Here is a 14985-nt window from a genome sequence, read left to right as displayed (position 1 = left end):
GGGCCCGCACCAAAACACCAGCTTTTCTATTCGTTTTGTTCGCCTTGCTTCCAAAGCGGCTGCAAAAGTACAGCAAGTTATTTTCCCGTGCAAGTTTTGAAGCAAATTAATTTCATTCGCTCCCCTTCCTACCCGGTCAATCACCCCCGCTCATTCGCCGGGGCCGCAAAGGTACACTCACCCGCCCCGTTCCTGCAAGCCCTCCGAAACATATTTTCGAAAACTTATCCAGAAGCCGAAGCCGTCCCCCCGGGGCGATCCCACCACCGCGCTGCCGGCCGTTGCCGCAGACGCCTCGGGGGCGGAAAGCTTGGTATGGGGGGCGCCAGATGCCTGTAAAAGACCCGGCGGAGTGCGCACACGTATCGTTTGCGGGACGGCAAAGATAGGGCGCGTGATTGTAAACGTACAAGCACAACAGTAGTTTAAATCAAGACTCTTTTTCTTCCCTCACCCAAGTCCGTGATTCACAGCAGCTCCCGCACGAAAGTACTTCCGAACACCCCCACGGGAGTGGTCGCCATCAGCCGCAATTCTTGCCATAGACTACTCTCCCCGTTCAGAAAGGCCAGTACCCGTGCCGGCGGATTGTCGCGAAATAGATTGACGAAAAGTTCTTCCCCCGCCAGCTTGCGTTCCTGCAGGATGCGTAGCAAGGTCGCATCGTACAGCAGGTGCTTCTCCGGCCACACCCGCGTATCGGTGATGTCCGGGTAGTCACGGGCCATCCGCGCCAGTTGCCGCTGTAGTCCGTAAAAGGTGTATCCCGTAGAGGGTCGCGCCGCCCCACCGCCCAGTCCTATATATATATGGTTGCCGCGGCGACGGGGATAACCGTAGGTCGTCATGGGAATATTCCCCGCTTCCGTGTGCGTCACGCGGTAGGTCCCCCTGGTCCAGTTCGCTCGGATGTACTCCCCTATCAGTACATCGTAAGCTTCCGTGGTCAGGTGATCGTTGCTAAAGATCGCGATCTCCACCAGTGCCCGGCGCTGACTGAAGGGAAGCACGTAGAAGAAGCGGGTCTCTCCTTCCTGTGGCGTACGAAAGTCCATCATGGCCGCCGTCCCGGGATCGAAGGTATCCTCATCGGTCTCCACAAACCACCCCCGAAAGTGCTGATCGAGGTAGGGCTGATTCACTTCCCGGTAATCCAGCGGGTGCGGCAGACTACTGAAAAGGTGAGTGGCACTATACCCTTCCCCCTGCATTCGAAAGTGCACCTTGTCGTCGGTGGGAAGAAACTGGTCCGCCGTTGTAAACCGACGTTCCAGATTCGGCAGCTTATCCAAAATACGATTGACGTACCCATAAAAGTCATTGCTCAAAATCACCTTGTAGGCATAGGGGCGCAGCGCGCAGGAGCAATGAGTGTTGCCGTTGTGCAACGTTACCTGGTGCCAACGGTGGTGCACCAACTTTTCAAAGGGGCCTTCCCCCTTCTCCCAAAACGACCAGGTACGATCGTGACCCTCCTTGCGCTCCGGATCGACCAGCAGTACCCGCTTCTCCCCAAGTTTCCCGGCCGTGTGCAGGTGATACAGCATGCTCAGTCCGGCCAGTCCGCCCCCGGCCACTACGATATCGTAATCGGTATCGGTATCGGTCATAAAGCCAAGTTAAGCACCATAAAGAAGAATAACTGAGCAAACAGATAGACCACCAGGACCGGACTCCTAAACCGAATGCGCAACAACTGCAACGGCAGGGAGATCATAAAGGCCACCACCGCCCACATCAGGTAGTTCTGCAGCGGTATGCTCCCCCCGGCCCACTGCCAGTAGTCAAGCTTAATGGCCACCGGCTCGATCGCCACGTCGTATACGGCGATCAGGACACTCGCCAGTCCGGCCACTAACCAGGGTTGCTTCCCGATAATCCGCTCGGCCAGGTCGTTGGTGGCCAGCGTCAGCACGCACCAGTTCAGCGCAATCACGAAGGGCACCCCCAGCCACTGCCACCACATAGTAGCGCCGTATGCGTACTCACCGAAGATGGCGCCGGTAGCCACCCCCACCGCCTCGGCCGCGAAGGTGAAGCAGTAAGCAAAGACCAGCCACCAGAGCAACCGGACATCGCCCCACCGTCGATAAAGGCTAAAGATCAATAGCCCATTGATGACCAGCAACAACCCATCCGTCGTATACCGAGTCACCGGCAGCACGGCCGGAAGGGTATGCGCCAGTGCCCCCGAAGCAAAGGCAAACAGCAGGAACCATATCAGGTATTTCTCACCAGCGGTTAGCGGCGATTCTGTTGCATCGTTAACAACCGGAAGACGTATAGGCAAGGGGGCTCTCCATTTGATCACAGTATAGACGTAAGATGGAGAAAATGGTTGGAAGCTCGTCCGCCGAGTACCTACTCAGTCGGCGGACGAGCCTCGTGCCTCGGTCGGCCGACGACACCGGCACTTCTCCCGCCAAGTACAGCAAAAAGATCCGTGTGAATCTGTGCCCGAGCGCAGCGAATCAGCGACTGCCGCAGGCAATCTGTGTTGAAAAATTGTAGCAGACCAAGCTTGCTATTATTGAATAACCACCGCTCCCGCGCGCCGCCGCCCACCTACAACAGATTGAAGCGGTGCTTTACGGCCGAACTGGCCAGCAGGTACACCTTCCGACTGTCCGCCACCCGAATGCGCCGCTCCGTGACGTGCTTTGCCGGGGCATTGCGGATCTTCTGAAAAAGCTTGGTGTAGTAGACGTAGGCCAGGTAAACCCCCAACCGTGCACTGGTCGGTAGCTCCACGATTCCCCGGTAGGCATGGTCGAAATCGGCCTTGATGTCGGCCTCGATGGTGGCCTTTACGTCGTTGTCGAATTTATCGTAGTCCACGCCGGGAAAGTACACCCGCCCCCGGTCGTGGTAGTCGGAGCGGATGTCGCGCAGGAAATTGACCTTCTGGAATGCTGCCCCCAGCGACTGAGCGGGCGCACGCAGCCGGTCGTACTCCTCCTCATCGCCGTCTACAAAGACCCGCAGGCACATCAACCCCACCACTTCGGCCGAACCGTAGATGTACTCCTTATATAAGGACGGGTTGTAGCGGGTGTTATCGAGGTCCATTTCCATGCTGTCGAGGAAGGGATCGATGAGGTCGCGGCCGATCTGGTAGCGATGAGCCACTTCCTGAAAGGCCTGTAGAATGGGATTGAGGCTTATCCCGTGCTCGAGCGCATGGTAGGTATCCTGACGAAACCGCTCGAAGAGCATCTGCTTGTCCTGGTGGTGAAAGGTGTCGACGATCTCATCGGCAAACCGCACGAAACCGTAGATACCGTAGATCGGCGCCCGCAGTGGAGCATCGAAGACCCGAATGCCCATGCTGAAGCTGGTGCTGTACCGGCGGGTGACCAGGGAGGCGCACTCGCGACATACTTGTTTGTACAGATTAAGCATGTGCTACGGGATAAGCTTTTTTGATGTCACGGGCGGCCACTTCTCCGGAGATGATGCTGGGCGGCATGCCGGGGCCCGGGGTGGTTAACTGACCGGCGTACCATAGATTACGAACCTTCTTACTCCGCAATTTAGGCTTTAAAAAGGCAGTTTGCGTGAGTGTATTCGCAAGACCGTAGGCATTTCCGCGGTATGCGTTGTAGTCTTCCCGAAACTCGCGGTGGGCGTACGACCTGCGGTACACCACGTGCGGACGAATATCAAACCCAATGCGGCGCGACAGGCGATCGCACATGAGGTTCCAGTAATGCTCGCGCATTTCCTCGTTATCGTCGAGGTCCGGAGCCAGGGGAAGAAGGAAGAACATATTCTCGCAACCCTCCGGAGCCACGGTTTGATCGGTCACCGAGGGGGCACACACGTAAAAAAGCGGGTCTTCGGGCAGGGCCGGCTCCTCGTAAATGTCGTGGGCGTGGCGATCGAAATCGGCGTCGAAGAAGAGGGTGTGGTGGTGCAATCCCGGCACCTTGCGGTCGATACCTACATAAAACAGTAGGCTGGAGGGGGCCATGGTACGCTTCGTCCAGTACTGCTCGGTATACATGCGATCCCTGGGCTGCAGCACTTCCTGCTCGAAGTGGTGGTAGTCGGCGGCGCAGACGAGGATGTCGGTCGGGTAGGTCCGTCCGTCCTGTGTCTTTACCGATTGTACTTTCCCCTCTACGGTCTTCACGGAAGAAACGGCGCTGCCACTGATGATCTCCACCCCCTGCTCGCGGGCGACGGTCGCCATCCCCTCGATGATGCGGTGCATGCCACCCAGGGGGTACCAGGTACCGAGGGCCAGGTCGGCGTAGTTCATCAGGCTGTACAGGGCGGGGGTATTGGCGGGCGTAGCCCCTAGGAACAGCACCGGAAATTCGAGCAACTGAATCAATTGCGGGTGCTTGAAGAGGCGGCGGACGTAGGTCGACATGTCCGTCAGCATCTGCAACTTGAAGGCGGACTTAAAGACCCGCAGATCGGCAAAATCCAGGATACTGTGCCCCGGCTTCTGTACGAACTCGTTGATCCCCACACGGTATTTGTACTCGGCCTCCTGCAGGAATTTGCGCAAGTTGGGCGCACTTCCCGGTTCGAGGCGCTCGAAAAGGGCAAACAGTTCGTGGACCGTCGCCGGCACCTCCACTCGGTCCTCGACGCCGAAGACGATCTCGTAGCTGGGGTCGAGGCGCACCAGTTCGTAAAAATCGGCGGCGCTGCGGCCGAAGGCGTTGAAGAAATTCTCGAAGACCTCCGGCATCCAGTACCAGCTCGGTCCCATGTCAAAGGTGAATCCTTCGGCGGAAAACTGACGGGCCCGGCCACCCAGGCCCTCGTTCTTTTCCAGGATTCTGACGCGATACCCGTCGCGCGCGAGGTGGGCGGCGGCGGACAGGCCGGCGAATCCGGCCCCAATGACGGTAACTTGCTTGCTCAACTAGGCTGGGGATGATGTACCGGCCTAACAGCAATGTGGGGAGAGGGTTTATCGGTTGAAGGCGGTCATGGTATTTCCCAGTCCGTGAGCGCAAAAGCTGAGGCAGGCCTCACTGGCGTCCTTCAGCAGGGCGGGTAATTCCTCACGCTCCTCCCGGGTCCATTTGCTCAGCACGTAGTCGGCCTGCTGCCCCGGGTGAAAATCCTTACCGATGCCTACGCGCAGGCGGGCGTAGTTGTTGCCGCCGGTGAGCCGGTCGATGTCCTTCAGTCCGTTGTGGCCCGCATCGCTGCCCTTTCCGCGCAGGCGTAGGCGGCCGAAATCGAGGTGGAGGTCGTCCATCACCACCAGCAGGTTCTCCTTCGGGATATTTTCGGCCTGCAGCCAGTAGCGGACGGCCTTGCCGCTGAGGTTCATGTACGTATTCGGCTTGAGCAGAATCAGTTGCTTGCCCCGGTGTTTGATGCGGGCCAGATCGCCGTGGGTCTCGCTCTTCCACTCGTCCGCCAGCTGCTCCACGACGCGGAAGCCTACATTATGGCGGGTGTCTTCGTACTTGGGGCCGGGGTTGCCGAGGCCGGCGATGAGAAACTTCATGGGGGAGAATCTGATAAACTTCGGTCGCTCCATTTGGCGGGGCCGCAGGTGCAGCGCAAAGGTAGAAAAGCAGGCTTACCCGCACCCCCGTTGGACCAAGGTTGAGCCCTTCTAGGGCGACCCTGCAAGGCGGGTAACACAGTGCCGAAATACATGGCCCTCTTCACCTGAGTTTTTAGTTTAGGGCCAAAAAGTAAAAACTCGCCGACTGAGTTTTTACTTTCCTAAAAACTCGGGTCCCGGAGGGCTTACTACCTTCGCGCCAATGCAGTTTACCCTCGAGCACACGGACCCCACGACCGACGCCCGCGCCGGCGTACTCACTACCGACCACGGACAAATCCAGACGCCCATCTTCATGCCGGTAGGTACCCTAGGCACCGTCAAGGGGGTGCACCAGCGGGAGCTGAAAGAGCAGGTAAAGGCCCAAATCATTCTTGGCAATACCTACCACCTATACCTGCGCCCCGGAATGGAAGTGATGGAGGCCGCGGGTGGTTTGCACAAATTTATGGGATGGGACGGTCCGATTCTAACCGACAGCGGCGGCTACCAGGTCTTCAGCCTGGCCCACCGGCGCAAAATCACCGAGGAGGGGGCCACCTTTGCCAGCCACATCGACGGGAGCAAGCACCTGTTCAGTCCGGAAAGTAGCCTGGGCATTCAGCGCACGATCGGGGCCGATATCGTTATGGCCTTTGACGAGTGTCCGCCCTATCCTTCAACCCGGCAGTACGCCGAAAAAAGCATGCACCTGACCCACCGCTGGCTCGAACGCTGCGTTAGCTTCATGCGGGGTTCACAGCCGAGGTACAGTCACTCCCAGGCCCTCTTCCCCATTGTACAAGGGGGCAGCTACGATGATCTGCGGGTAAAGTCCTGTGAATTTATCGCTTCCCAGGACCAGCCGGGCAACGCGATCGGTGGCCTTTCGGTAGGGGAGCCCATTCCGGATATGTACCGCATCACGAAGCTCTGCTGCGACATTCTGCCGAAGGAGAAGCCCCGTTACCTCATGGGCGTCGGCACCCCGGCCAATCTACTGGAGTGCATCAGTCGCGGCATCGACATGTTCGACTGCGTACTTCCCAGCCGCAACGCCCGCCACGGCATGCTCTACACCCGCGATGGCATCATCAACATCCGCAACGCCAAGTGGAAGAACGACCACTCCCCCATCGACGATCACCCTGCGGCCGCCCCGACTTCCCAACTTCACTCGAAGGCCTACCTCTGTCACCTCCTCCGCTGCGGAGAATTACTGGCCGGACAATTGGCGACATTACACAACCTGACCTTCTACCTTTCCATCGTTCGGGAGGCTCGACAGCACATTCTCGACGGTTCCTTTACCGCTTGGAAGGAAAACCTCGTGCCCCTGCTGGAGCGAAAGCTGTAATGTCAAAAGCCACCCCCGGCGAAGCGTCATTTAATTACCTTTGTCCGGCGCCGCAGGCAGCAGCGATAATAAACCTACCCGCCTCATGGCTTTGAAGTACCGCCGCATTATGCTCAAATTGTCCGGTGAAACCCTGATGGGTGACCAGCAATACGGCATCGACCCCAAAATGCTCACCTACTACACCAAGCAGATCAAGGAGCTCATCGACATCGGGGTGGAAGTGGCCGTAGTCATTGGTGGCGGCAACATTTTCCGGGGGCTCTCCGCCGCCGAATCCGGTGTCGAACGTACCCAGGGAGACTACATGGGCATGCTGGCTACCGTGATCAATGGCATGGCGCTGCAGAGCATGATGGAAACCCACGGTGTCTACACCCGCCTGATCTCCGCCATCGAAATGCAGCAGATCGCCGAGCCCTACATCCGCCGCCGGGCGATCCGTCACCTGGAAAAGGGGCGCGTGGTAATCTTCAGCGCCGGTACCGGCAATCCCTACTTCACGACCGACTCCGCCGCCGCACTCCGCGCCAACGAGATCGGGGCCGACGTCATCCTAAAGGGCACCCGCGTCGACGGCATCTACACCGCCGATCCGGAAAAGGACCCTACGGCTACGAAGTACGAACGGATCTCCTTCCGCGAAGTGATGAACAAAAACCTGCGCGTCATGGACCAGGCTGCCTTCGCCCTCTGTGCCGAAAACGACCTGCCCATCATCGTTTTCGACATCAACGAGCCCGCCAACCTTCGTAAGATCATGTTCGGTGAATCCGTCGGCACGCTGGTCACCAACGTCGAGACCGCCCGCGTCCCCGCGTAGCGTCGGCTTCAGCCCCCCAGTAGCGTCGGCCTTCAGCCGACAAGCTGCCTCCAACACCCAACTCCCCAGTAACGTCTCCCTTCAGCCGACAAGCTGCCCCTACCTCCGGCCCCGCTCATACTCCATCACCGCACGTCCTAACCGGCCGAAAAAGGGCATCCCCACTTCCTCATATTCATACACTCCATCGTTAAAAATTCGATTGGCATTGGTGTGAATTGTCCCAACGAGGATAAACTCCACTTCCCCGTCGGTAATGTAGGCCGCGTCCGTCAGGTAACCGTAGGCCCATCCTACCTTGTTGAGGATCCGGACGTTATCGGGTATACGCGTCCCCTCCGGCTCATCCCCGTAGATCCAGAACTTGACGTAGTTATCCGGCTGTGCGTAGCGGGGAGAAGCACTCTCCCGGGGCCGTTCCGCCATAGCCGACCGCAGTAGTGCATAATCGGCCCCGGTTAGGTTGAACGGCGTATCTACCGCCTCCGGCAACACGATGCGCAGTAGAATATCGTGCAGGTTCCGCACCGACAGGTAATTTTTGTGACTAAAGTCAAAGGGCTTTCGAATCAGTGAGTCCCCCTCCGTATAACCGATGCCCCGCTGTTGACCGCCTATACCGGGCAGTGAATCGTAATACTTATCGTGGCGTTCACCGATCTGGTACAGCGTCTCGTATCCATCCGCAAACTGTACGGGATTGAGGTAAGCGTGGGAGATGTTTTCGAATCCGTCTACCCCCACCCGGTGCTGGATCCGGCCACCGTTTATACCCGCAGCGCGTAGTGAAGCGTTGATGTAGGTTGGGCCCAGCCACTCGAACAGCCGATTATAGGCATCGTTATCACTGGCCAGAAAAATTTTTCGGACATAGTGGCCGACACTCGGCAGGCCGCTTTCCGCACTCGTATCGGAACGTACGGACGTCTGGGGCGCGGACGCAGGTGCAAGCCCGATTCCGTGAAGCAAGGGCGTCTGGCTGTCCAATCCGAGCACCCCCAGTCCATTGAGCTTTTGCAGCGCGAGAACGGCAACCGGCATCTTCACGGTGCTGGCAGGGTAGAAGTAGCGCGTCGAATCCGCCCCCCAACGGTAGGTACGCAGTTGTACGGTACCGTCAGTTTGCCGGTCGATCTGCGTGTACAGCACTTGTACCTCAAAACTGTCGGGGTATTCCACCCAGGGTCCGAAGTCTTCTCGGTGGCGCTCGATTAGGGTAGCCAGGGGATCGGCCTGCGCCTTCGTTGTCTGCATCGAACCCACCACTGCTATCAGCAGTAACGGAGTCAAAACGGCTAGGTGACGAGGAGTACGGCGCATACCGGTAAATCTAACCATCAACCACCATTCCCAGTAGCGTCGGCCTTCAGCCGACAAGCTGCCTCCAACACCCAACTCCCCAGTAGCGTCGGCCTTCAGCCGACATGCTGCCTCCAACATCCGAACAGCGGGACGACTAAAGTCGTCGCTACTCGCCCAGCATCCGATCCCACAGCTCCCCGAAGAACGCCCCCATGCGCTCCCCACGTTCCGCCTGCGCTTCCTCGCTCTCCGGCATCACCCGTACGGGATGGACGGTCGTATCGATCTGCCAGTTGAAAAGGTAGGAGGTCGGGTCGTCGGGATCATCACCGAGCAGGCCGTAGCGCAGGTCATTCAGCTGTACCCTACCGCCGCCCACCGGGGTAACGGAATAGATGCCGTTGCTAAACCACCGCAGAATGTCGAGCTCCCGGTCGCCGTGGTAGGGGGCGAGCAAGTCGTGACGGCCATCGATGCGGAGCATGGGTTCGAAGGTACGCCGCTCGTCGAGCAGGCTGTATTCTCCGACGTAGAAGGTATCGCTGCCGGTTTGTGCCAGGCCGGTCCACAGTAGGTTATTGCCGAGGGTCGGGCCCTGCAACGTACGCTGGGCTACGATATCCTTAGCGGCGATTGTGTCCCCTAACACACTTCGGACGTTGAAGTGATTGACCGTCGTTAGTAATAGGTAGGCGGACGACACCACGAGCCCCGCTGTATTGAGTTTGCGCCGCTCCTGCGTTCCCCGCCCGCTTCTCGCCGCCAGAATGAGGAGGAGCAAAAAAGGGAGGGTGTAGAGGGGATCGACAACGGATACCGTGTTCCAGGCCAGGCGGGTCGCGGCGAAGGGTTCGAAGAATTGGGTGCCATAGGCGGTGAAGCAGTCGAGCAGTGGATGGGTTACAATAGCCAGAAAGAACAGCAGAATCCACTGCCTCCTTTTCGGATTGACGTGAATACCCGACTTGACGTGAATACGCCCCCGGGAGCGCTGTACCCGCAATGACCACCACCCAACTATCGCGCACATTCCCGCGAAGACCGCCGTAACGATCGCTGCAATACCCGGCACGCCGTACACCGGAATGGGCATGGCATAGCTGCCTACCGTGAGCAGGACCCAGAAGGCGAGGACGCCCCCTAAAATATGAATCCAGCGGCGCTTGTCGGGCGGATCGGCGTGTAGCCGGTGCACGGTCCAGCCGATCAGGGGACCGGCCAGTATCGCGAAAGGCAGGCTGTGGGTAAAGGCCCGGTGGTAGGCCAGGGCGCTCATCGGGTCGGTCACGAGCCCCGACAGCACGTCGAGATCCGGCAGGGTACCGGCGATACCGCCCCAGAGCATGGCGCGGTTGCCGAGCTTTCGGCCGAGAACGGCTTCCCCGACGGCGGCGCCGAGAATAACTTGGGTGAGTGAATCCACCCGCTAGAAGCCGGCCGTGAAGCCGCGGAATCCAACGGTGAGCAGAACGGAGACGCGGGTGCGGTCGGTCGTCAGGGTCTGGCCGGTGACGAGCAGCGTCTCATAAGGTTCTTCGAAGGTGGCGTACGGCTGCTCGACCTGAGCGGCTAAATCGACGAAAAACTTGCCCAGACTGTACCCTGCCCCGGCACTGTAGGTCATGATGCTCTGATCCTCAACTTCCGCGTAGTTAGCGTAGGGGACCTGGCGATAACCTACACCGGCACGCAACTGTACGGGAGTAAGATTGAGCTCTCCGCCCACGCGTAACCCGATGCTGCTGCCGAGAATGGCATCAACGTCGGCATTTACGGCCTCTGATTTTGCGTTGGCGGTGGCGAAATCATCAAAGCTGATCTGGTTGCTGGTGAAATCGCTGTAGTCTGCATCTACACTGATAAAACCGGTCTTACCCACCAGTACACCGGCCCCTACCATAAATTTCCAGGGCGTCTGCAAATTATACGTGAGTTGCTGAATATCGCTGACTTCCGTACCACCCTGTTCTGTGCCATCGACATCGGTATAGACGTAGGTAAAAGTAGCACCGGAACGATCATCGATCGACCAGAAGGTCGGCGTATGAATCGCTGCGGAAAACCGCAGTTGCTCGGTGGGCAGGAAGTTCACCCCGGCCTTCAGATTGAAACCGGCCCCGGAAGAGGTAATATTTCGAATGTAGGCTAAGTTTTCGAAGGATGGAATAAGGCGCTCATCGTCGATCTCTTCGTAAGTGAAGTCTTCCTTATAGGAGAAGAACGGAATCCCTACCGAAAGGCCCCAGAGAAATTTTTCCCGGTAGTTGCCCCCGAAACCAATAGCTACCTCATTCATGCTGCCGCGGCGATCGTAGAGGCCATCGCGCTGAATGGGGTCGTTGCGATTATCATTGATGGCGAAATCGAAAAAATCAGAACGTATTCGATTCGTCCCCTCCTCATATATTACGAAGGGTTCGGCCAGGTCAGCTCCGAAGGGGTCGGATTCGCCGATATCCAGCAATTCCGCAAAACCTTCGATGATGCTGCCCGGGCTGCGGCCGGAAAATCGGTATTGCTGGTTGAAGTCGGCCAGGCGGGTCATGCTAATGCCGAAATTGAGGGTCGACCAGTTGACCGAGCGGGTGTTTCCGGCCAGGATCACGCCCATGCTGGGCAGGGTGAAGGTGGCGGCCGATTCACTGAGCGATTCGTTGCCCGGCTCACCTCCCAGCAGGGCATCCGTACCGGTGAAGCTGAAGCCAGGTGTGACCTGTGCCATGTTGTAACGGTTCCAACCAATGCCGGCCGGATTGGTATGCAGGGTAGTGGCATCTACGCCCATTGGCGTGAGGCTGCCACCGGTACCGGCAAAACGCGCGGAACCCTGGGGAGAGATGAAGGAGTAGCGAAACACGTCGGTGTACGATTGCCCGCTCACCACACCCAGGGTCAGCAGGACAAACGCGGCGGAGAGTAAGCTTTTCATGGTCGGCAGTCTTAGCATAAGGTTAATTGCCCCCGGAATTGAAAGTTTTCCCTCCGGGCTTGAATTATGACTTCTTTAAGGGCAGGCGGCAAAAAAGGGGTGAGAACGTCCGTTCTCACCCCTTCTCGGATGCACTACCGTAGTAGCGTAGATTCGGTGTTACTCTCCTCCACCGCCGCGACGTGTAGGAGCACTGCTCCGACTGGGCGAAGCACTCCGGCTGGGAGTAGCGCTGCGGCTGGGGGTAGCACTTCTGGTCGGCATACTGCTGCGGCTGGGTGTAGCGCTACGGGTAGGCACGTTGCTGCGACTCGGAGTGTACTGCCGGCTGGGCGTGGTGCTGCGGCTAGGAGTAGCGCTGCGGCTAGGGGTGGCACTACGAGTTGGCGTTGCGCGCCGGGTGGGGGTAGCTGAGCGTGATGGGGTGTAGGTACGCGAAGGAGTAGCCGTGCGACTCGGGGCGGTACGGGCGTTCGTCCGAGTGGGTGCCGCCGTAGAACGGGTGGCACTAGAACTGCGGGTCGAACGGGCACCGTTCGTGGCGGTACGGCTATTGGGTGCTACGGCATTCCGCTGACGGGCACGCTCTACGCGATCGGCGATCGACGTGGTGCCGCCACGTGCGGTATTCACGACAGGGCGACTGTTCACGCTGTTGGGCACGGCATAGACATTACCGGCTCCCCATGCGGGAGGGCAGTAATAGCCGACACCACCGTAGCCGCCGAATCCACCGCCGTACGCACCGGCTCCGTAGCCGAACGCGCTACCGTAGTAGCCCCGGTTGAAGCCACCGCCGTAGAAAGGATCGTTCCAGCCGAAACTGTTACCGTAAAATCCACGGTTCCAGCGGTTGAAGCCGCGGTTGCCGTATGCGAATCCGTAGGGGGAATAGGCCGAGCGGCCGAAACGGTTAAAGTTACCGTAGTTGTTGTAGATCAGCACCGTTGTTCCGCCGGGACGGAAGAAGGGATCGTAGTACGCTACGTCGACGTACACCGGATCGTAATAGCCAAAACCGGCGTAGGGGCGGTTGAAGCGCCGGATGCGGCTGGAGTAGTAGTAATCGTAGTAATCGTCTTCGTAATTGCTGGCCCGACGTTCGTCGCGATCTACGTAATCATCACGATCGTCTTCGTAGTAATCACGGGTGGTTTCCGCGCTGCGGAACTCATCCGGATCGTAGTACATATCGTCGTACTGGGCCCTGACACTCGTGGACACGAGCATCAAAGCGAAGAGCGAGGTGGCCGCGAAAAGTAGCTTTTGCTTAAGCATGATGGTTGTGTTTGCGTAATCCGTGAGTCTGCCACTTATTACAAAGTCGAAAGTAGTAAGTTTGTGCCCCGGATTCGGTTAAAGCGGACTTAAAGTAGGCAAGAAAAGCGTTAAACGCCCGCTTACCGACCGAAACCCGTGTAAAATTGGGTTGGGCGGGGACGCAGGAGCTGTGCCTTAGTCCACTCTATTTCAACGTTTTATCCAACCCCAAAGTTGACCCATGGCCAAAGCGATCACCAGTAGAGAAGAGAACTATTCGGAGTGGTACCTCGACATCGTTAAGAAAGCCAATTTGGCGGCAAACAGTGCGGTCCGCGGCTGTATGGTCATCAAGCCCAACGGCTTCGCCATCTGGGAGCGGATGCAGCGGCAGCTCGACGATATGTTCAAGGAGACGGGTCACGTCAACGCCTACTTCCCCCTCTTTATCCCCAAATCGTTCCTGAGCCGGGAGGCCGAGCACGTTGAAGGATTTGCCAAAGAGTGCGCCGTAGTCACTCACCATCGCCTGATGAACGATCCCAACGGCGGCGGCGTCGTGGTTGACCCCAGCGCCAAACTGGAGGAGGAACTGATCGTCCGGCCCACCTCCGAAACCATTATCTGGCACACTTTCCGGGACTGGATCACCAGCTACCGCGACCTGCCCCTGCTGATCAACCAATGGGCCAATGTCGTCCGCTGGGAACTGCGCACCCGCTTGTTCCTGCGCACCTCCGAGTTTCTCTGGCAGGAAGGCCATACGGCGCACGCCACCGCCGAAGAAGCCCTCGAGGAAGCACTTAAAATCCAGGAGGTATACGCCACCTTCGCCGAAGAGTACATGGCGATGCCGGTACTTCGTGGGGTCAAGACAGCCAATGAGCGCTTCGCCGGTGCCATCGACACCTACACCATCGAGGCCCTGATGCAGGACGGCAAGGCCCTCCAGGCCGGCACCAGCCACAACCTCGGACAAAACTTCGCTAAGGCCTTCGACGTCAAGTTCAGCAACGCCGAAAACCAGGAAGAATACGTGTGGGCCAGCAGCTGGGGCGTTTCCACCCGCTTGGTCGGTGGGCTCATCATGACCCACAGCGACGACGAAGGCCTCGTCCTTCCGCCCAAAATGGCACCGGTGCAGGTCGTGATCGTCCCCATCCCGAAGCCCAGCGAAGAGTTGAACACCAAGGCCAAAGAACTGATGCAGGAACTCAAGGCCCGCGGCATCCGCGTCACTTACGACGACGATGACAAACAACGCCCCGGCTTCAAGTTCGCCGAAAACGAACTGAAGGGCATTCCCATTCGCCTGGGCCTCGGCAAGCGCGATCTCGACAAAGGCACCATTGAGGTAGCCCGCCGCGACGAGAAGACCAAGGAGAGCCAGCCCCTCGACGGCATCGTGGACCACGTCGCTAACCTGCTCGAGGAAATCCAGCAGAACCTCTTCGACCGGGCCGTCCGCTTCCGGGAAGAGAACAGCACCCACGTCGACACCTTCGAGGAATTCCAGGCGGCGATCGACCGCGACATCCCCGGCTTCGTCTACGCCCACTGGGACGGCACCACCGAGACCGAACTCAAGATCAAGGAACTCACCAAGGCTACGATCCGCTGCATCCCGAATGATCGGGTAGAGGAAACCGGCAGCTGCATCCTTTCGGGTAAGCCGAGTGCGGGGAAGGTGGTGTTTGCAAAGGCTTACTAACCGTAAATTTCAGGTTGAGCGGCCTCTGGTCCGAGACAATTTTAACACAGATTGACTTCGTCGAACGCGGATTCGCTGCGCT

12 protein-coding genes are annotated in these 14985 nt (G+C 58.5%); 3 read left to right on the top strand and 9 right to left on the bottom strand.

From position 1 onward, the window contains the following. Positions 1-467 precede the first annotated feature (467 nt). From GGR28_RS08745 to pth, 5 genes are all read right to left on the bottom strand, one after another. Positions 468-1610 carry a lycopene cyclase family protein gene (locus GGR28_RS08745; protein WP_183495381.1) on the bottom strand — a complete coding sequence of 381 codons (1143 nt, stop codon included), beginning with the start codon at positions 1608-1610 and terminating at the stop codon, positions 468-470. Then, the gene (locus tag GGR28_RS08740; protein WP_221233843.1) at positions 1607-2290 is read right to left on the bottom strand and encodes a carotenoid biosynthesis protein; all 684 of its coding nucleotides are present in this window, start codon (positions 2288-2290) and stop codon (positions 1607-1609) included. Before GGR28_RS08740 ends, GGR28_RS08745 begins: the two co-directional genes overlap by 4 nt. Positions 2291-2565: 275 nt before the next feature. Beyond that, positions 2566-3402, bottom strand: coding sequence for a phytoene/squalene synthase family protein (locus GGR28_RS08735; RefSeq protein WP_183495380.1), 837 nt, complete (start codon positions 3400-3402; stop codon positions 2566-2568). Then, entirely contained in the window at positions 3395-4882 is a 1488-nt protein-coding gene (locus tag GGR28_RS08730; protein WP_183495379.1) for a phytoene desaturase family protein, read from the bottom strand. Before GGR28_RS08730 ends, GGR28_RS08735 begins: the two co-directional genes overlap by 8 nt. A gap of 48 nt (positions 4883-4930) precedes the next feature. Continuing rightward, positions 4931-5479, bottom strand: coding sequence for an aminoacyl-tRNA hydrolase (gene pth / locus GGR28_RS08725; RefSeq protein WP_183495378.1), 549 nt, complete (start codon positions 5477-5479; stop codon positions 4931-4933). Positions 5480-5744: 265 nt separating this feature from the next. Here pth and tgt point away from each other — a divergent pair, with 265 nt between their 5' ends. Together tgt and pyrH are read left to right on the top strand one after the other, a co-directional pair. Further along, entirely contained in the window at positions 5745-6878 is a 1134-nt protein-coding gene (tgt, locus tag GGR28_RS08720) for a tRNA guanosine(34) transglycosylase Tgt (protein WP_183495377.1), read from the top strand. A gap of 85 nt (positions 6879-6963) precedes the next feature. Continuing rightward, positions 6964-7701, top strand: a complete 738-nt coding sequence (pyrH, locus tag GGR28_RS08715; protein WP_183495376.1) for a UMP kinase — start codon at positions 6964-6966, stop codon at positions 7699-7701. 99 nt (positions 7702-7800) lie between these two features. Here pyrH and GGR28_RS08710 read toward each other — a convergent pair whose 3' ends face one another. The 4 genes from GGR28_RS08710 to GGR28_RS08695 all read right to left on the bottom strand — a co-directional run bounded on the left by GGR28_RS08710 (position 7801) and on the right by GGR28_RS08695 (position 13210). After that, positions 7801-8991, bottom strand: a complete 1191-nt coding sequence (locus tag GGR28_RS08710; RefSeq protein ID WP_246416541.1) for a serine hydrolase — start codon at positions 8989-8991, stop codon at positions 7801-7803. A gap of 178 nt (positions 8992-9169) precedes the next feature. Next, entirely contained in the window at positions 9170-10426 is a 1257-nt protein-coding gene (locus tag GGR28_RS08705) for a metal-dependent hydrolase (protein ID WP_183495374.1), read from the bottom strand. A gap of 3 nt (positions 10427-10429) precedes the next feature. Further along, positions 10430-11932 (bottom strand): hypothetical protein, encoded by a 1503-nt coding sequence (locus tag GGR28_RS08700; RefSeq protein WP_183495373.1) that lies wholly within the window; start codon positions 11930-11932, stop codon positions 10430-10432. Between the two features lie 159 nt (positions 11933-12091). Next, complete coding sequence (locus tag GGR28_RS08695; RefSeq protein ID WP_183495372.1) at positions 12092-13210, bottom strand: hypothetical protein; 1119 nt, start codon at positions 13208-13210, stop codon at positions 12092-12094. A gap of 223 nt (positions 13211-13433) precedes the next feature. Here GGR28_RS08695 and proS point away from each other — a divergent pair, with 223 nt between their 5' ends. Then, positions 13434-14903, top strand: a complete 1470-nt coding sequence (proS, locus tag GGR28_RS08690) for a proline--tRNA ligase (RefSeq protein ID WP_183495371.1) — start codon at positions 13434-13436, stop codon at positions 14901-14903. Positions 14904-14985 lie beyond the last annotated feature (82 nt).

Source organism: Neolewinella aquimaris (assembly GCF_014197245.1).
GTDB classification, from domain to species: domain Bacteria; phylum Bacteroidota; class Bacteroidia; order Chitinophagales; family Saprospiraceae; genus Neolewinella; species Neolewinella aquimaris.
This window is presented reverse-complemented; position numbering and strand designations above follow the sequence as displayed.

What these genes read in the sequence shown, in the direction of transcription:
- GGR28_RS08745 (WP_183495381.1), bottom strand. Translation starts at nt 1,610, where the DNA reads ATGACCGATACCGATACCGATTACGATATCGTAGTGGCCGGGGGCGGA.
- GGR28_RS08735 (WP_183495380.1), bottom strand. Translation starts at nt 3,402, where the DNA reads ATGCTTAATCTGTACAAACAAGTATGTCGCGAGTGCGCCTCCCTGGTC.
- pth (WP_183495378.1), bottom strand. Translation starts at nt 5,479, where the DNA reads ATGAAGTTTCTCATCGCCGGCCTCGGCAACCCCGGCCCCAAGTACGAA.
- tgt (WP_183495377.1), top strand. Translation starts at nt 5,745, where the DNA reads ATGCAGTTTACCCTCGAGCACACGGACCCCACGACCGACGCCCGCGCC.
- pyrH (WP_183495376.1), top strand. Translation starts at nt 6,964, where the DNA reads ATGGCTTTGAAGTACCGCCGCATTATGCTCAAATTGTCCGGTGAAACC.
- GGR28_RS08700 (WP_183495373.1), bottom strand. Translation starts at nt 11,932, where the DNA reads ATGAAAAGCTTACTCTCCGCCGCGTTTGTCCTGCTGACCCTGGGTGTG.
- GGR28_RS08695 (WP_183495372.1), bottom strand. Translation starts at nt 13,210, where the DNA reads ATGCTTAAGCAAAAGCTACTTTTCGCGGCCACCTCGCTCTTCGCTTTG.
- proS (WP_183495371.1), top strand. Translation starts at nt 13,434, where the DNA reads ATGGCCAAAGCGATCACCAGTAGAGAAGAGAACTATTCGGAGTGGTAC.